The organism is Dermacoccus sp. GAS27A (assembly GCF_044909235.1).
In the GTDB taxonomy this organism is placed as follows: Bacteria; Actinomycetota; Actinomycetes; order Actinomycetales; family Dermatophilaceae; genus Dermacoccus; species Dermacoccus nishinomiyaensis.
The window spans coordinates 26,982-43,152 of sequence record NZ_JBIYDW010000011.1 but is presented as its reverse complement, the minus strand read 5'-3'; the positions used below and the strand labels follow the sequence as shown (position 1 = coordinate 43,152).

General features: G+C 70.5%; 18 protein-coding genes. 3 read left to right on the top strand and 15 right to left on the bottom strand.

All coding sequences use genetic code 11. The annotated features are described in order from the left end of the window. Nucleotides 1-108: 108 nt before the first annotated feature. From ispF to ABH936_RS11865, 3 genes are read right to left on the bottom strand one after another with little or no spacing between them, the layout of a single operon-like run. Nucleotides 109-639 carry a 2-C-methyl-D-erythritol 2,4-cyclodiphosphate synthase gene (gene ispF, locus ABH936_RS11875; RefSeq protein ID WP_051806141.1) on the bottom strand — a complete coding sequence of 177 codons (531 nt, stop codon included), beginning with the start codon at nt 637-639 and terminating at the stop codon, nt 109-111. Then, nucleotides 636-1,364, bottom strand: a complete 729-nt coding sequence (gene ispD / locus ABH936_RS11870) for a 2-C-methyl-D-erythritol 4-phosphate cytidylyltransferase (RefSeq protein ID WP_165583998.1) — start codon at nt 1,362-1,364, stop codon at nt 636-638. Before ispD ends, ispF begins: the two co-directional genes overlap by 4 nt. After that, entirely contained in the window at nt 1,361-1,843 is a 483-nt protein-coding gene (locus ABH936_RS11865; protein WP_006946459.1) for a CarD family transcriptional regulator, read from the bottom strand. The genes ispD and ABH936_RS11865 overlap by 4 nt, the downstream gene beginning before the upstream one ends. Nucleotides 1,844-2,089: 246 nt before the next feature. Here ABH936_RS11865 and ABH936_RS11860 point away from each other — a divergent pair, with 246 nt between their 5' ends. Further along, entirely contained in the window at nt 2,090-2,686 is a 597-nt protein-coding gene (locus ABH936_RS11860; RefSeq protein ID WP_038569326.1) for a hypothetical protein, read from the top strand. Nucleotides 2,687-2,783: 97 nt separating this feature from the next. Here the strand turns inward: ABH936_RS11860 and ABH936_RS11855 are convergent, their stop codons facing one another. Beyond that, on the bottom strand, nt 2,784-3,464 hold the full coding sequence (locus tag ABH936_RS11855; protein ID WP_038569328.1) for a response regulator transcription factor: 681 nt from the start codon (nt 3,462-3,464) through the stop codon (nt 2,784-2,786). Beyond that, the gene (locus ABH936_RS11850) at nt 3,461-4,750 is read right to left on the bottom strand and encodes a cell wall metabolism sensor histidine kinase WalK (RefSeq protein ID WP_235181945.1); all 1,290 of its coding nucleotides are present in this window, start codon (nt 4,748-4,750) and stop codon (nt 3,461-3,463) included. Before ABH936_RS11850 ends, ABH936_RS11855 begins: the two co-directional genes overlap by 4 nt. A gap of 191 nt (nt 4,751-4,941) precedes the next feature. On the opposite strand from ABH936_RS11850, the gene phoU reads away from it, so the two are divergent. After that, nucleotides 4,942-5,613, top strand: coding sequence for a phosphate signaling complex protein PhoU (gene phoU / locus ABH936_RS11845; protein WP_038569331.1), 672 nt, complete (start codon nt 4,942-4,944; stop codon nt 5,611-5,613). A gap of 269 nt (nt 5,614-5,882) precedes the next feature. Here the strand turns inward: phoU and ABH936_RS11840 are convergent, their stop codons facing one another. The 3 genes from ABH936_RS11840 to mshA form a co-directional block, all read right to left on the bottom strand. After that, entirely contained in the window at nt 5,883-6,629 is a 747-nt protein-coding gene (locus ABH936_RS11840) for a phosphoglyceromutase (RefSeq protein ID WP_038569333.1), read from the bottom strand. 40 nt (nt 6,630-6,669) lie between these two features. Further along, nucleotides 6,670-7,236: a YbjN domain-containing protein gene (locus tag ABH936_RS11835; protein ID WP_038569334.1), complete on the bottom strand. Its 567-nt coding sequence runs from the start codon at nt 7,234-7,236 to the stop codon at nt 6,670-6,672. Between the two features lie 91 nt (nt 7,237-7,327). Further along, a complete protein-coding gene (gene mshA / locus ABH936_RS11830; RefSeq protein WP_081873733.1) occupies nt 7,328-8,764 on the bottom strand; it encodes a D-inositol-3-phosphate glycosyltransferase in 1,437 nt (478 codons plus the stop codon). A gap of 26 nt (nt 8,765-8,790) precedes the next feature. Here mshA and ABH936_RS11825 point away from each other — a divergent pair, with 26 nt between their 5' ends. Further along, complete coding sequence (locus ABH936_RS11825) at nt 8,791-9,621, top strand: methylase (protein WP_038569336.1); 831 nt, start codon at nt 8,791-8,793, stop codon at nt 9,619-9,621. On the opposite strand, the gene manA is transcribed toward ABH936_RS11825, so the two are convergent. The 7 genes from manA to ABH936_RS11790 all read right to left on the bottom strand — a co-directional run bounded on the left by manA (nt 9,608) and on the right by ABH936_RS11790 (nt 16,135). After that, complete coding sequence (manA, locus tag ABH936_RS11820; protein WP_051806143.1) at nt 9,608-10,771, bottom strand: mannose-6-phosphate isomerase, class I; 1,164 nt, start codon at nt 10,769-10,771, stop codon at nt 9,608-9,610. The two genes, ABH936_RS11825 and manA, sit on opposite strands and share 14 nt — an antisense overlap. A gap of 34 nt (nt 10,772-10,805) precedes the next feature. Beyond that, nucleotides 10,806-11,609 (bottom strand): alpha/beta fold hydrolase, encoded by an 804-nt coding sequence (locus ABH936_RS11815; protein ID WP_038569337.1) that lies wholly within the window; start codon nt 11,607-11,609, stop codon nt 10,806-10,808. Between the two features lie 6 nt (nt 11,610-11,615). Then, a complete protein-coding gene (locus ABH936_RS11810; protein ID WP_006946484.1) occupies nt 11,616-11,930 on the bottom strand; it encodes a DUF2516 family protein in 315 nt (104 codons plus the stop codon). A 77-nt stretch (nt 11,931-12,007) separates the two neighbouring features. After that, on the bottom strand, nt 12,008-12,463 hold the full coding sequence (gene dtd / locus ABH936_RS11805) for a D-aminoacyl-tRNA deacylase (protein WP_038569338.1): 456 nt from the start codon (nt 12,461-12,463) through the stop codon (nt 12,008-12,010). Next, nucleotides 12,460-13,479: an asparaginase gene (locus tag ABH936_RS11800; RefSeq protein WP_038569340.1), complete on the bottom strand. Its 1,020-nt coding sequence runs from the start codon at nt 13,477-13,479 to the stop codon at nt 12,460-12,462. Before ABH936_RS11800 ends, dtd begins: the two co-directional genes overlap by 4 nt. Nucleotides 13,480-13,582: 103 nt before the next feature. Then, nucleotides 13,583-14,581 carry a DUF2382 domain-containing protein gene (locus ABH936_RS11795; RefSeq protein ID WP_081873735.1) on the bottom strand — a complete coding sequence of 333 codons (999 nt, stop codon included), beginning with the start codon at nt 14,579-14,581 and terminating at the stop codon, nt 13,583-13,585. A 396-nt stretch (nt 14,582-14,977) separates the two neighbouring features. Further along, the gene (locus ABH936_RS11790) at nt 14,978-16,135 is read right to left on the bottom strand and encodes a YgfZ/GcvT domain-containing protein (RefSeq protein WP_404603368.1); all 1,158 of its coding nucleotides are present in this window, start codon (nt 16,133-16,135) and stop codon (nt 14,978-14,980) included. Nucleotides 16,136-16,171 lie beyond the last annotated feature (36 nt).

Sequence of the window (16,171 nt, the reverse complement as noted above, 5' to 3'; positions counted from 1 at the left end):
ATGTAGTACCCGGCGCTGATAACCCCGTCATCACAAGGGTTTCAGCGCCCGAGGCGGGGAATCAGGAAACCGCCATCACGGCGTGACACAGCTCGAACGGGTGGCGCCTCAGGCGCGCGGCACGATGAGCGCGGTCGCGATGGCCGCGATTCCCTCGCCTCGGCCCGTCAGCCCGAGCCCGTCGCTCGTCGTGCCGCTGACCGAGACGGTCGCGCCGCCGAGCGCATCCGATAGCGCGGCCTGTGCCTCGTCGCGACGCGATCCGATCTTGGGGCGGTTTCCGACGATCTGCACGGCGGCGTTGCCGATCTCGTACCCGGCCTCGCGCACGAGGCGCGCCGCCTCGGCGAGCAGCGTCACGCCGCGGGCGCCGGCGAGTTCGGGGCGGTCGACGCCGAAGTGCTGCCCCAGGTCGCCCAGCCCGGCAGCCGAGAAGAGCGCGTCGCACAGGGCGTGCGAGGCGACGTCGCCGTCCGAGTGACCTTCGATGCCACGCTCCCCCGGCCATGTCAGACCTGCGAGGGACAGCTCCCGCTCGTCGTCGGCGAGCGGGTGGATGTCGACACCGATCCCGGTGCGCGGCAACGACGTCGACACCGGCGACTCAGGCTGACCGGACGATGAGACGGTGTGCGTCATGACTGACCTCTCGGGTGGGTGTCGGTGACCTCGCCGGCGACGGCATCGTCCGCGGCGAGCAGGTGCTCGGCCAGCACCATGTCGAGCGGCGTCGTCACCTTGAGGGCGAGATCGTCACCGGCGACGACGACGACGTCCGCTCCTGCGAGCTCGACGAGCGCGGCGTCGTCGGTGGCGTCGGCGCCGCAGGCGTGGGCCGCGAGCAGCGCCGAGCGCCGAAAGCCCTGCGGCGTCTGGATCGCGCGCAACGCGGCGCGTGCGGGAGTCGACGCGACGACCGTCTGTGCCGCCCGCGCCTCGACGAGCTTGATCGTGTCGACGACGGCGACGCCCGGCACGACCGCGTCAGCGCCGTCGTCGAGAGCCGCCAGCACCCGAGCCACGAGCGACGGCGGCGCGAGGCACCGCGCTGCGTCGTGGACGAGGACGGCGTCGCACGACGCATCGAGCGCGGCGAGGCCCGCCCGCACCGAGTCGCTGCGCTCCGCGCCGCCGCCGACGCGCGTGACGAGGGTGGGGTCGAACTCAGCGAGAGCTTCGTCGAAGTCGCTCTCGTGCGTCGCCGGAGTGACGACGACGACGTGCGACACGCCGCCCGCCGCGAGGATGCGGCGGACGGCGTGCGTCACGAGGGGAGCCCCCCTCAGGGTCACGAGCGCCTTGGGTCGGCCCGCCTTGAGACGGGTGCCGAGCCCGGCGGCGACGACGACGGCTCCGGCGTTCAGGACGCGAGGACCTCGTCGAGCGTGGCTTCGGCCTTGTCCTCGTTCGTGTGCTCGGCGAGCGCCAGCTCGGAGACGAGGATCTGGCGGGCCTTGGCGAGCATGCGCTTCTCGCCGGCGGACAGGCCGCGATCCTGGTCGCGGCGCCACAGGTCGCGCACGACCTCGGCGACCTTGATGACGTCACCGGAGGCGAGCTTCTCGAGATTTGCCTTGTACCGGCGCGACCAGTTGGTCGGCTCCTCGGTGTGCTCGGCGCGCAGCACCTCGAACACCTTCTCGAGGCCGGCCTTGTCGACCACGTCACGCACGCCGACGAGGTCGCAGTTCTCTGCAGGGACTTCGATGGTCAGGTCGCCCTGAGCCACGTTGAGCACGAGGTACTGCTTGTCCTCGCCCTTGATCTTGCGCACCTTGATCTCTTCGATCGTGGCGGCTCCATGGTGCGGGTAAACGACGGTCTCGCCGACTTTGAATTCCATGTGGTAATAGCCCCTTTCGCGACCCCAAGAATACCACGCAGCCGCGCCATTCCGGGCAAAACGACGGCGTCCCCAACCTCGCCACCGGCCCATAGCACACCCCGATGAGGCCCCTTCGCAGGTGCGTGCGGTGCGCGACACGCGGCGAATGGCGAAAAAGTTGTGTGTCGATTCGGTCACCTCTGCACCCGGTGCGCGCATGCGCGCGGCGGTGGCGATACTCTTGGGCACGTGACGCGACGAATCATGAACCCCCAGCGCCGCCGCGCAGGCGTGCTTCTTGCCGCCGTGACGCTCGGCGCCACCCTGACCGGCTGCGGCCAGGTCATCAACCCGTACACGACGGAGCTGCAGTACGACCCCGCTGACGGTGTCTCTGCCACGGTGGGTGACCTCAAGGCCGTCAACCTGCTCATCGTCAACGACGACAAGACGCACAAGGGTGCTCTCGAGGGCCTCGTCTACAACAAGGCGAACGAAGATCGTCAACTGACGCTCTCCGTCGCGGGCACCGACACGCAGGTCACCGTTCCCGCAGGCCAGAGCGTGCGCCTCGACGGCAAGGCGAACGGCAACGGCTCCGCCAAGGTCAGCCCCGTCGAGGTCGCCTCGATCGGCGACTCGAAGCCGGGCGACCAGATCGACATGACGCTCAAGGCCACGCCCGGCGGCTCGACGCAGGTCGCCGTCCCGGTCGTGCTCGACCAGTACCCGTACGGCTCAGCCTCGGTCGAGCACGCCGAGGACGTCGAGCCGAAGGAGGGCCACGACGTAGGCATCAGCGAATCGACCCCCGCCCCCACGGGCGAAGAGGAGAAGGGCACGTCCGTCACGAGCCACTAGTGTTCGCGTCCCACGCCTGACGAAGGCCGGCATCCTGCGCGGGATGCCGGCCTTCGTCGTGCGCCGGGGGTGCGGGTGGTACGCAGGGTCCTCCGCGTCAGGCCTCGAGCTTGTAGCCGAGCCCACGCACCGTCAGGATGTGCTGTGGCGAGCCAGGGTCGGGTTCGATCTTGGCGCGCAGGCGCTTGATGTGGACGTCGAGGGTCTTGGTGTCACCGACGTAGTCGCTGCCCCAGACACGGTCGATGAGCTGCATGCGAGTGAGGACGCGCCCCTCGTTGCGCATGAGCATCTCGAGCAGTTCGAACTCCTTGAGCGGCATCGCGACGCCCTTGCCCCCCACAGTGACGACGTGACGTTCGACGTCCATCGCCACGGGCCCGACGACGAGCTCGTCGCTCTCGCCCGCCTCCGCCTCGCCGCGGCGGCGCAGAACGGCCTTGATGCGCGCGAGCAACTCGCGCCCGGAGTACGGCTTCGTCACGTAGTCGTCGGCGCCCATCTCGAGGCCGACGACCTTGTCGATCTCGCTGTCCTTCGCCGTCAGCATGATGATGGGCACGCTCGAGCGGCTGCGCAGCTCGCGGCACACGTCGACGCCCGACATGCCGGGCAGCATGACGTCGAGCAGGACGAGGTCCGCGCCGCCGCGCTCGAAGGCGTCGATGCCCTCGGGGCCGGTGGCTGCGACGACGGCCTCGTAGCCCTCCTTCTTCAGCATGTACGCGAGCGGTTCCGAGTAGGACTCCTCGTCCTCCACGATGAGAATGCGCGTCACTGGACTTCCTTCGTCGGGGCGCCGCTCGTCGCGAACACCGGGCGGGCTGAGGGGGTGAGGGGCGCGTCGGGGTCGGCGAGGTGGTGCTCGCGCTCGGCGCTCCAGCAGGGGAACTGCATCTCGAACGTCGAACCTACGCCCGGTTCGCTCCAGACGCGGATGCGGCCGCCGTGGTTGGCGCACACGTGCTTGACGATGGCGAGCCCGAGACCGGTTCCGCCGGTCTGACGGGAGCGTGCGGGGTCGACACGGTAGAAGCGTTCGAAGATGCGCTCGACGTCGGCCGCGGACAATCCGATCCCCTGGTCGGTGACCTGCACGGCCACATCGTCGTCGTCGGTCGTGACGACCACGGAGATCCGCGTGTCCGCCGGCGAGTAGTTGACGGCGTTGCTCACGAGGTTGCGGATGGCCGTCGTCAGCAGGTTCTCGTCGCCGAGGACGACGTGCGATTCTTCGTCCGCGCGCAGCAGGACCTCGATGTTGCGGCTCTCGGCGAGCAGCCGTGTCTCCTCCGTCGCGCGGACGGCGCACTCGCCGAGGTCGACGGGCTTGGCCGCGGCGACGGTGTCGGCGCCCTGCAGGCGCGACAGGTCGACGATCTCCTGCACGAGGTTCGCGAGGCGCACCGTCTCCGTCTTCATGCGGCCGGCGAAGCGCGCGACGGCCTCCGCGTCGTCCGCGGCGTCCTCGACGGCCTCGGCGAGCAACCGCAACCCGCCGACGGGCGTCTTCAGCTCGTGCGAGACGTTGACGACGAAGTCGCGGCGCGTCTCCTCGATGCGACGCGCTTGCGTCCTGTCCTCGACGAGCACGACGACGAGGTCGTCGTTGAGGGGGGTGACGCGGACGCCGAGGTCGACGCGGGCGTCGTCGATCGGGCCGCGCGGCAGGTCGAGGTCGCCTTCGACGGTGCGGCGTTCGCGACGTGCGAGGCGCACGACCTGCTTCATCTCCTCGTGCCGCAGGTCGACGTCGCGCACGAGCCCGAGGGCGGAGGCGTCCTCGCTCGAGGCGACGACGCGGTCAGAACGGTCGACGAGGAGCCAACCCGAGCGCAGCAGGCGCAGCAGGCGCGCGGCGTCCTGCGACAGCATGCGCGGCACGAGGTCGGTCGTTGACGCGGCAGGGGTGTCGATCAGGCTCGGCGCGGCCACGGCTGTCGCCGCGCCCCTCGTCTCCCCTTGCGGCGGTCGTTCGGGACGCCGACCGAGCGCGTATCCCCCGCCCAGGGCCAGCGGAGCGGCGACGGCTGCACCGGCGGCGAGGGCGAGGAGGTCTGACACAGGGCAAGGGTACGCACACCATGACCGCGGGCGGCGCCCTGAGCGCGGGCGCCTCACACATGTCGCCGGATGTTCACCTTCGCGCTTGTCTTCGTTCATGAGGTCATGGAAACGTCTGCTGGGAACCACCGCAGGGTGGTCATCCGCCATGCCTGCACGCGCTCCACGGAGCCAGCCTGAGGAGGACGCGAATGCGCGACGCATTCCACGAGGATCTCGACAAGATCTCCGACCAGCTCGTCACGATGACGACGATGGTGGCCACCGCTCTCGAGCGCGCCACCGCCGCCCTGCTCGAGGGCGATCGCACCGTCGCCGAGAGCGTCATCGCCGCCGACGACGACATCGACACGCTGCGCCGGGAGATCGACGACCTCGCCGTCGACCTGCTCGCTCGCCAGCAGCCCGTCGCCACCGACCTGCGCATGGTCGTCACGGCGATGCACATGAGCTCCGACATCGAGCGCATGGGCGACCTCGCCCGTCACATCGCGAAGGTCGCCCGCATGGCGGCCCCGAACCTCGCCGTCCCCGACGACATGCGCCCGATCATCGCCGAGATGGCGGCCGTCGGTCAGCGTCTCGTCAAGGCGACCGGTGATGCGATCTCGTCCAAGGACGTCTACGCGGCCGTCGAGATCGGCCGTATCGACGACGCGATGGACGAGCTGCACAAGAAGGTCTTCACGACGCTGCTCGACAACTGGCAGCACGGCATGGAGGCCGGCGTCAACGCGACGCTGCTGTCGCGCTACTACGAGCGCTTCGGTGACCACGCCGTTGCCGTCGCCGACCGCATCGTCTACCTCGTGACGGGTCGCTACGGCAACCCGGACGAGGGCCTCTCGCGCGACGCGCACTGAGGATCAAGCTCGTCGTCGCGGGGCTGAGGGCCGAGCCTGCGAGGCCAGCCAGCTCCAGCGTCGGCGAGCGTTGACGAAGCGCGCAAGACAAAACGCGCACTGAGGATCAAGTTCGTCGTCGCGGGGCTGAGGGCCGAGCCTGCGAGGCCAGCCAGCTCCAGCGTCGCCGAGCGTTGACGAAGCGCGCAAGACAAAACGCGCACTGGGCACCAGATCTGATGAAGCCCGCCACACCGATCGGTGTGGCGGGCTTCATCAGATGCGGGTGCTTACTTCTTGCCCTGATTGGCGACGGCGGCAGCGGCTGCGGCGGCGGCTTCGGGGTCGAGGTAGCGTCCACCCTTGGTGACGGGCTCGAAGTTGTCGTCGAGTTCGTAGACGAGGGGCATGCCGGTGGGGATGTTGACGCCGACGATGTCGTCGTCACTGATGCCGTCGAGGTGCTTGACGACGGCGCGCAGCGAGTTGCCGTGCGCGGCGAGCAGCACCGTCTTGCCGTCCTGCAGGTCGGGGACGACCTCGTCGTGCCAGTAGGGCAGGAAGCGCTCTATGACGTCCTTGAGGCATTCCGTCAGCGGCGCGTCGTCGCCGAGGTCGGCGTAGCGCGGGTCGGCGTCCTGGCTCCACTCGCTGCCCTTCTCGATGGGCGGCGGGGGCGTGTCGAAGGAGCGGCGCCACGTCATGAACTGCTCTTCGCCGTACGTGGCGAGCGTCTCGGCCTTGTTCTTGCCCTGGAGGGCGCCGTAGTGCCGCTCGTTGAGGCGCCAGCTGCGCTTGACCGGGATCCAGTGACGGTCGGCTGCGTCGAGTGCGAGGTTGGACGTCATGATGGCGCGGCGTAGCAGCGACGTGTGGACGACGTCGGGCAGGATGCCGTTCTCGACGAGCAGTTCACCGCCGTGCGTGGCCTCGGCCCTGCCCTTGTCGGTGAGGGGCACGTCGACCCACCCGGTGAACAGGTTCTTGGCGTTCCAGTCGGACTCTCCGTGACGGAGCAGGATCAGCGTGTGCGTCATACCTCCAGCCTATCGCCGACGCCCGCGCGAGGGTGGGGCGTCACTGCTCGGTGGTCGGATCTTTCGCCGTCGCCTCATCGTCCGCCTTCGCCTCGTCGTCGCGGTCGTTCTCGAGGAGGTGGCGGAAGGCGTCGAGGTTGCGCGTCGACTCGTCGTGCGTGACGCGCCAGTGCCATTCTTTTTTCATCGACGACAGGAAGCCACGCGCGAGGACGTCGTTGAAGATGCCGTCGCTCGCCTCGAGCATCGCGCCGAGCAGGACGTCGAGGCCCGCCGCGTCGAGCCCCGCCAGCGGCAGTCGGCCGGTGAGGTAGACGTCGCCGGAGGAGTCGATGCCGTAGGCGACGCCCGGCAGGCGCAGGTTGCGCTGCAGGAGTAGCCGGTAGACGTCCTCGTGGTTCTCGTCGGGGTTGCGCACGACGAACGCCATCGCCTTGAGCGTGCGATCCCCGACGACGAGCGAGACGACCGTCTTGAGCTTCTTCTCCCCCGGCAGCGTGACGACGAACTCGCGCTCGCGCGCCCCGAGATCCCATTCGAGGCCGGATGCCTCCAACCATTCGCGCACGAGGGTGGTGGCGGCTTCGACCAGGTCAGCGTCAGACATGACACCAACCTACGCGGCCGTCGCCGCTCGCGGCATCACCCCGTCAGGCCTTCACCCCGTCAGGCCGTCGGGCTCTCAGACCGTCAGACCGTCACGGCACGATGGCGCTGGGCACCCCGGCGAGCGCACGGGAGGCGTCGATGTCGGAGCTCGTCTCCCGCCGGCACGCGTCCTCATAGACGGCGAGGAGCTTGTCGACGCTCGCGTCCCAGCTGTGGTCCTGAGCGTGGCGGGCGGCGCGGCGGCCCAGTTCATCGATGCGTGGCGGGTCGTCGAGCAATGCGGCGAGCTCCTGCGCCCACGTCGCCGGGTCGTGGCCGTCGACGAGGACGCCGCCGTCTCCGACGGCCGCCGGCAGCCCACCGACCGCCGCGGCCACGACGGGCGTGCCGGAGGCGGACGCCTCGATCGCGACGAGCCCGAACGACTCGCTGTGCGACGGCACCGCGACGACATCCGTCGCATGGAACCAGGTGACGAGTTCGCGCCGCGAGACGGGCGGCACGAAGTCGACGACGTCCTTGACGCCCAGCTCGCGCGCGAGCGCCTGCAGCGCGAGGGGCTTGTCGAGGCCTGAGCCCGACGGCCCGCCGACGATGACGAGTCGCAGCTTCTCGCGGCGCCACGGGGCGTCCTCGATCATGCGAGCGACGGCACGCACGAGGACGTCGGGCGCCTTGAGCGGCTGGATGCGGCCGACGAAGAGGACGACGTCAGCGTCCTCCTCGAAACCGAGTTCCGCTCGCGCAGCGTGACGTTCGGCGACGATGTCCTCGCCCGCGCTGAACACGTCGAGGTCGACGCCGGGGGTGACGACGGTGACCCTCGCCGGGTCGGCTCCGTAGAGGTCGATGAGTTCCCGGGCCTCGCCGGGGGTGTTGGCGACGAGCGTCGTGGCCGCGTCGACGACCTGCTCCTCACCGATCTCGCGCCCCGCCGGCTCGGGAGTGTCGCCCGCGGCGAGCTGACTGTTCTTGACCCTCGCCATCGTGTGCATCGTGTGGATGAGAGGCACCCGCCACCGGTCGGCCGCGAGCCACCCGACCTGGCCGGAGAGCCAGTAGTGGGAATGCACGAGGTCGTAGTACCCCTCCGGCTTCGACGCGCCGACCCGCATCATGCCGGCCGCGAACGCGCACAGCTGGCCCGGCAGATCGTCCTTGCCGAGCCCCTCGTACGGCCCGGCGGCGATGTGGTGGACGGTTACGCCGGGCGCCAGTTCGACCTGCTCACCCACGGACGCGCTCGTGCGCCGCGTGAAGATGTCGACGGCGACGCCGCGTTGCGCGAGCCGCTTCGCCGTCTCGACGACGTAGACGTTGAGGCCGCCCGCGTCACCCGTCCCGGGCTGCGACAGCGGTGAGGTGTGGACGCTCACCATGGCGACGTGCTTGACCTCGCGCTCAGGAGCCTCACCGGACGCCGAGGTGGCCGGACTCGTCGTTCCTCCGCGCCCGTCCGACGGTGCGGCGGAGGCGCTCCGCGGCCCCGGCCGGGCAGCTGCATCGTTCACGTCGGATTCGTCCACGACATCGGCAACGGTAGATTCGCCACGTGCATTCCCGACCCGTCGGCGCCGTCACCCGCGGCACGACCAACGCCAACCGGCTGCGCCGCCAGGACCGGTGGCTGGCGGGGCCGCAGGCCTGGCGCCTGCGCCGCTCGGAGGGCCCGCCCGTTGTCGTCGATCTCGGGTACGGCGCCTCCCCCACCACCGCCGTCGAATTGCACACGCGGCTGCGCGCGGCGCGCCGCGACGTGCGCACCGTCGGCATCGAGATCGAACCGAGCCGCGTCGAGATGGGCCGCCGACTCCTCGCGCGCACACCGCTCGAGGGGTTGAGCTTTGCCCGCGGCGGTTTCGAGGTGCCGCTACCGGGCGGCGAGCGCCCTGTCATCGTGCGGGCCGCGAACGTGCTGCGTCAGTACGACGAGAGCGGGGTGGCCGACGCCTGGGCGCACGTGCTCGAGCGGTTGGCGCCGGGCGGGCTGCTGCTCGACGGCACGTGTGACGAGCTGGGGCGCCGCTCGACGTGGGTGGCGCTCGAGGCGAGCGGGCCCGTCAGCCTCACGCTCTCCTACCGCCTCGCGGGCCTCGCCGACCCCGCGGACATCGCCCCGAGGCTCGTCAAGGCCCTCATCCACCGCAACGTGCCCGGCGAGCGCATCCATGACTACCTCGCTGCACTGTCACACCACTGGACGCTCAGTGCGCCGCTGGCGCCGCACGGGGCTCGTCAGCGGTTCATCGCGACGGCCCGCGCGATGCGGGCGTCGGGCTGGCCGCTGCTCGACGACGTCCACCGCTGGCGCCTCGGCGAGATCACCGTCGCCTGGGCAGCCGTGGCACCCGCGGACGACGGCGCCCGCATCACTCGTCGTTGAGCGTCGCGACGAACAACCTCGCGCCCCGCTCACCGGTGACGCGCGCCGGTGGGTCGCCCGCCGGCCACCACGCGCACTCCAGGGGCCCGAGCACGAGACGCTCGTCGGCGCACTCGACGCTGACGGGCGCATCGAGCGCGAGCAGGAGACCGGGCGCGCCGTGGGCGGGCACGTCAAGGGGCTCACTCTCGGGTCGAAGCTCCCACAGCGCGAAGTGCGGCACCTCGGAGTGGTACCGCGACATCCCGGGCTGCGGGCGCCGGGGTTCGTCCGCCGTCACGGGCGTCGACACGTCGACGATGGCGAGCAGTTCGGCGACGTCGACCTTCTTCGGCGTCAACCCGCCGCGGACGACGTTGTCCGAGTTCGCGAGGATCTCGACGCTCGTGCCGCGGACGAAGGAATGCAGGACGCCGGCGCCGATGAAGTAGCTGCGCCCGGGCGTCATGAGGTGGTGCTGCATTGTGAGCAGGACGACGACGCCGATGTCGCCCGGAAACTGCTCGTGCACGGTGAGGACCGTGCGCAGGGCGCGCGCCTCGGCGTCGTCCTCGATCGTCTTGACGACGCTCTCGAGCGCCGCGACGACCTCCTGCACGAACGGGCCCTGACGCTCCGTCTCGAGCGTGAGGATCATGCTGAGCAGCGCGTGCTCGGGACGCTCGGTGCCGCGCGCGGCGTCGATCATCGCCTCGAGGCTCACGAGGCCGAGCACGCGGAGGCGCTCCTGCACCTGCGCGAAAGGCAACGAGCCGGCGAACGCCTCGCTCTCGACGAGGGGGATCCACGCCTCCGGCTTCGGCCACGCATCGGAGTAGGTGCCCTCCGGCGCCGACGCCGCGCGACTCGCGTCCGGGTGCGCCTGGATGGACAGTGCCTTGTCGGCCGCGAGGATCTTGAGCAGGAACGGCAGACGGTCGCCGAAACGCTCACGCGAGCGGGCACCGAGATGGTGGGCGTGGTCGCTCGCGATGTGCTCGTCGAGGCCGCAGCGACGTCCCCCATGATCGAACGTGCCAGGCCCCGCTTCGTGGGCCCCCACCCACAGCTCGGCCTCGGGTTTCTCGCTCGGCGCGCGCCCGGCGAGGCTCGCCAACGCCTCACGCGAACCCCACGCGTAATCCTTGATGGCCGGCTCGAACTTCAGCACGGTGCCCCCTGCCCCACTGCACCCATGACGGGCGTCATCGTATGTCGTCGGCGGGAGGGTCGAAGAACTCCCCCACGACCTCCCGCACCCGCGCGCGGTGCCCCCACAGCAGCCCGTGCTCGTCGAAGACCTCGAGACGCGCGTTCGGCAGATGCTGCGCGAGACGCTCGGCCGAGCTCACCGGGTGCACCTCGTCGCCGCGCTGGGCGAGGATGAGCACGGGCAGCTCGAGGCTGCGCAGCGCCTCGACGTCGGCGACCGGGACGGCGTGCGGCATGTCGCGCAACGCCTCGGCCATGCCGGGGCGCAGGAACACCTCGGTCTGCTGATCGACCCAGGCCTGCGCCGCGTCACTTCCACGCGCCGACGCCGGCAGCTCGCGCTCCAGCTGGGCACGGATCGTGGCGGCGTCGCCGTCACGCGAGGCCTGCGCCATCGCCTCGTAGCGCACGAGGCCCACGCTGTTGCGCGGCGAGTCGACGACGGCGGGGATCACGAGGACGACCCGCTCGAAGCGTCGTGGGTCGCGCAGCAGGACGCGCAGGATCGAACCGGCACCCATCGAAACACCCAGCGCCCGCGTCGCCGCGACATGGTCGCTGACGGCCAGGAGTTCGTCGGCGGTGTGGTCGTAGTCCCACCCGTCGAACGCCGGCGCCGAGCGGCCGTGCGAACGGAAGTGGAAGAAGACGCGCGTGCCCGAGACGCCCGAGGCGTACGGACGCGTCGAGGGGATGGAGGCGCCCATGCCGTGCGCGAACACCGTCACCGGCTCCCCGCGACCGGAGCGCACCACCTCGAGCGGGCCGCTCGGGCCGTCGACGAAATCAGCAGCCACCGCGGATCACCAGGGGCCGTACGGGCCGTTGGAATTCGGCTTGTTCGGTCGGACGATGGGTCGGACGTCGGCGAGGAACACCCCGGCGGCGACGATGCCGATGATGCCCGGCAGGCTGACGGGCCGCAGCAGCGAGATGAAACCGAGCAGGACGGCGACCGCCGTGATCGCCAACCACGCGGGCTTCGAGAGCTTGCCGTGCACCTGATACATGATCGCCGAACCGCGCGCGGCCTCGATGAGCGCGAAGATCTCGACGCCGAGCACGATGACGCCCAGCGCCACCATCGCGTACGCCTGGATCTGAGAGATGACCTCCATGCCTCCAGCCTAGGCGAGAGGTCCGACAACCCGCGCCGGACGGGGCGTTCTCGAGGTGGCGGCCGGGGACGTCGCTCTCACACTTCGACGACGACGGTGAACGGCCCGTCGTTGACGAGGCTCACACGCATGTCAGCGCCGAAGCGGCCCGTCGCCACGCGCAACCCCTCGCCGCGCAGCGCCGCCACGACGGCGTCGACGAGCGGTTCCGCGACCTCACCCGGCGCAGCCGCTCCCCACGACGGGCGCCGACCCTTGCGCGTGTCGCCGTACACCGTGAACTGGCTGACGACGAGCAGGCGGGTGCACGCCTCACCTGTCTCGAGGTCGCCCGCGTGCAGGTCGCTGACGCTTACCTCCCCGGGCATGATGCGCAACCCGGCGATCTTGCGCGCCATCGCCGCGACCTGGGCGCCGCCGTCGTCATGGGTGGCGCCGAGCAGGACGACGACGCCCGGCGCGTCGAGCCGGCCGACGACCTCGCCCGCGACGCTGACGCTCCCCTCGAGCGCTCGCTGCAGGACGGCCCTCATCCGTGCGTCGCCGCGAGCGAACCCGTCGTGGGCTCCGGCAGCACGGCCGTGACAGCGCCCACGGGCTCACCGTGGCCGAGGATCGGTGCCGACGCGAGATCGTCCAGTACCGGCGCGTCCACCCCCATCGTCCGCAGGATCGCCGCAGCCACGACGGGGCGCACGCGCTGGGAGCCGTCGGCGATCTTGACGCTGACGCCGCGTCCGTCGGCGAGGCCGATCGCGTAGACGGCCTCCGCCCCGTCCTTCGCGATGAGGCCGTCGACGCCCTCGACGAGTTTCGTGACGTCGCGGCGTGTGCCCCCGAGGTAGCGCGGCGCGGCGCGCATCGCGTCGGCCACCCGCGCCTCTGCGCTGCCGGGCGCCGCCGCGGCAAGTCGCCCGAAGGCACGCGCCAGCCCGGCCATGCTCAGCGTCATGACGGGAGCACCACAACCGTCCACGCCAGTCGCCTCGACGGTGTCGTCGGCGATCTGCTCGAGCGTGGTGGCCATGAGTCGCTGCAGCGGGTGGTCGACGTCGCGGTACGTCGTCGTGTCCCAGCCGTTGACGACGCACGTCGCGAGCATGCCGGCGTGCTTGCCGGAGCAGTTCTGGGCCAGCGACTCGGGCTCGCGGCCCTCACGCAGCCACTGGCGACGATCGACGTCGTCGTACGGCAGGTCGGGGGTGTTCTGCAGGTCCTCGACGCTCAGGCCGTGCCGTTCGAGGATGCTGCGCACCCCCTCGAGGTGGAAGCGCTCACCCGAGTGGCTCGAGCACACGAGCGCGAGCAGCTGCGGCGGCAGATCGAGGCCGGCACCCACCATCGCGAGCGCCTGCAACGGTTTGTTCGACGAGCGAGGATAGATGACGGCGTCCGGCTCGCCCCACGCGGCCTGAACGGCCCCCTCGGCAGTGGTGACGCACGCGAGCGCACGGTGGACGGACTCGACGAAACCCGAGCGGTCGACGCGGGCCATGACCGGCGCCCCGGCGAGCATTGCGGTGATCTGATCAGCGGTGGGCGAACTCATGCTCCGACCTTACGGGCTGGCGCGGGCATGACGAAGGCCCGTCACTCCCCCAGGGAGCGGCGGGCCTTCGTCTGCGACTAGCCGAGGCTAGATACGGTCAACCTCAGTGGTTGTCCTTCACGTCGCGAACCTTGTCCTTGGCCTTGTCGGCGAAGGAGCGGTCGTCACCGTCGCGGACGCCGTCGGTGCCACGGACATCGTCGGTGCCACGCGTGCCCTCGACTCCGTTCTCGACGCGGACCTCTTCGTGACCGACCTCCGCCTGGACGCGCTGCGTCTCCTGGACCTGGTCGACGTCGAGGCCGACGCGCTCCGTGGCGACGGTCTCCTTGTCGACGACCGGTCGCTCCTCGTGCAGCGTCACCGTCTGCGTCTCCTCGCCGAGCTGGACGTTGCCGTCGACGCGCTCGTTGACGGGCTCACGGGTCACGTGAACCTCTTCGCGGGTGACGGGGACGTCGACCTGCTGCTGCTCGGTGACGACGTACTTGCGCAGGCGAGCCTTGCCGGCCTCACGACGCTCCTTGGCGACGTTGAGGCGCTCCTCGTGAAGAACGACGCCGTTCTCGTCGCGCTCGAGGTTGCGCTCGTCACGCTCGACGCGACGCTCGTCGTGCTCTTCCTTGCGGAACTCGTGGTCGGCGCGAGCCTCGTCGACGTGACCCTCCACTCGGTCCTTGGCGTCGTGGTCGTGGTGACCGGCGGCGTAACCGGCGGTTCCGGCCGTGCCGGCGGCAGCGGCGTCGCGGCCGTCGAAGTCACGACGGTCACCGTCGTGCGTCGTGCCAGCGTTCGACAGGCCGTAGTAGCGGTAGAGCGCCTCTTCCTGCTCGACGTCGAGGTGCTTGTCAGCGTCCTGACGCGGGGCGTCCTTGATCTTGGCCTTCGTGTAGGGGAGGTGCAGGTCCTCACCCTCCACGCGGGCGCCCTCGAGCGGGACGAAGGACTCGGAGGTACCGAACAGGCCCGTGTTGACCGTGACCCAGGCGGGCTGGCTCGTCTGGTCGTCCAGGTAGACCTCGCCGACCGAACCGATCTTGTCGCCGTCGCTGTCGTAGGCCTTGCCGGATCGGGTGGCCAGAACGTCGTCAACGGAAAGCATTTTCGTTCTCCTTCGTGATGGCGGATGCACGCCGATCCGACCGGATTCGCATCCGTCCAGGTCGCCGTGCGGCTTGGCATCAGCCGATCATTTTTCCTGGCCGCTGTCACCACCCCCGGCCGCGAAAGGGGTCTGGACAGGATGCAACCTGGGGGTCTCCTCCGCGTCACCCGCCCCTCGGATCTCACCCGTGGGAGTGGACCCCGACACGCTTCAGGGCCGTTTTGCGGCCTCATAGGGGTGACAGCTCCACCCCTATGGCCAATACAGACAACCGCTACCCATCGGTTTTGTGACATGAATCACATTTTTTGCATCCCGTCCCGGTAGACTCATCTGAGACCCTGCACGGTCAGGACCCCTTGACTCCGCCCCGAGCATCACGGCCGCGAACACTCAGGGCGCGACGATGACGGTCTGCGCGGCGGCCACCCCGCCGATCAGCAGCGGCGCGTCGGCCGGGGTAGAGCGCTTGAGCACGACGAGGCCGATCGGCCCGTCGATGTGGTGACGCGCCACTGACGTCAGCCGACCCGCAGCACGGGGGGCTCCGGGCACCATGACCTCGGCGCCGACCTCGGGCAGCGTGTGGTCGCTGCCGTCGAGATGGACGAACGCCAACCGCCGCGGCGGGCGACCCAGGTTGTGGACGCGGGCGACGGTCTCCTGCCCCCGGTAGCACCCCTTCTGCAGATGCACGGCGCTGCGCAGCCAGTCGAGCTCGTGCGGAATGGTCCGGTGGTCGACCTCGAGCAGCCCGTCGGGTCGCCAGGCCGCGACGCGCAGCGCCTCCGCGGCCCACAGGCCCGCCGGCTGAGCCTCGGCGAAGACCGCCTCGAACCGCTCGCGCGGCACGATGAGTTCGCGCCACCGACGCTCCGAACCAGGGTGCTGCGCGCTCGGACCGTACGCCGCGCTCACGGGGCCGAGCGCCGGCCACGGGTCACGCCAGGCGATGACGCCGGTCTCCCGCACCTGCTCGGGGGTCGACTCCTCGTCGTTCACCTCACCGATGACTGCGTGTTCGTCGGAGACGTCTGCCACCTCGACGCGCAGCATGAACTGCATGCGTCGCAGCCATGCGGCCAATTCGGCGCTGCGACCGGGATCGGTCGTCAGCCACGTCGCCTCACCGTCGTCGACGACGTGCAGGGCGAACTCGACGTGCCCGTGCGGGCTGAGCACGAGCGTCTCCGTCGAGGTGAACGGCGCCAGGTCGGCGAGGTGCTGCGTCGTCATCGAGTGCAGCCAGGAGAGGCGGTCGGGGCCGGCGACCCGCACGACGCCGCGGGCCGACAGGTCGACGTGAGCCCGGCCCTGCTCGAGCGCACGCTGCTCGGCGACCGGGTTGCCGTAGTGGGCGGGCACCGACGCCCAGACGCCGTCGGCCGCCACGGCGCCGGGCAGGTCGAGGGACGGCGAGCGGTCGCCCGCGTGGGCCGCCTCATGCTGCGGCGCGGGGGCGTTCGTCGTCGCGCCGGCATGGGCGGTGTCGACGGTGTCCGGATTCGTGGCCCGGTCCGCGTCCGAGACCTCAGGGGGCAGGGGCTGCATATCACTCACCGCACCACCGTACGCGCGGGTCCGCGC

Coding starts and splice junctions, on each gene's coding strand:
- ABH936_RS11810 (WP_006946484.1), bottom strand. CDS start 11,930: ATGGAGGTCATCTCTCAGATCCAGGCGTACGCGATGGTGGCGCTGGGC.
- ispF (WP_051806141.1), bottom strand. CDS start 639: ATGACGCACACCGTCTCATCGTCCGGTCAGCCTGAGTCGCCGGTGTCG.
- phoU (WP_038569331.1), top strand. CDS start 4,942: ATGCGCGACGCATTCCACGAGGATCTCGACAAGATCTCCGACCAGCTC.
- dtd (WP_038569338.1), bottom strand. CDS start 12,463: ATGAGGGCCGTCCTGCAGCGAGCGCTCGAGGGGAGCGTCAGCGTCGCG.
- ABH936_RS11840 (WP_038569333.1), bottom strand. CDS start 6,629: ATGACGCACACGCTGATCCTGCTCCGTCACGGAGAGTCCGACTGGAAC.
- ABH936_RS11865 (WP_006946459.1), bottom strand. CDS start 1,843: ATGGAATTCAAAGTCGGCGAGACCGTCGTTTACCCGCACCATGGAGCC.
- ABH936_RS11795 (WP_081873735.1), bottom strand. CDS start 14,581: ATGCTTTCCGTTGACGACGTTCTGGCCACCCGATCCGGCAAGGCCTAC.
- ABH936_RS11860 (WP_038569326.1), top strand. CDS start 2,090: ATGAACCCCCAGCGCCGCCGCGCAGGCGTGCTTCTTGCCGCCGTGACG.
- ABH936_RS11800 (WP_038569340.1), bottom strand. CDS start 13,479: ATGAGTTCGCCCACCGCTGATCAGATCACCGCAATGCTCGCCGGGGCG.
- ABH936_RS11790 (WP_404603368.1), bottom strand. CDS start 16,135: ATGCAGCCCCTGCCCCCTGAGGTCTCGGACGCGGACCGGGCCACGAAT.
- ABH936_RS11835 (WP_038569334.1), bottom strand. CDS start 7,236: ATGTCTGACGCTGACCTGGTCGAAGCCGCCACCACCCTCGTGCGCGAA.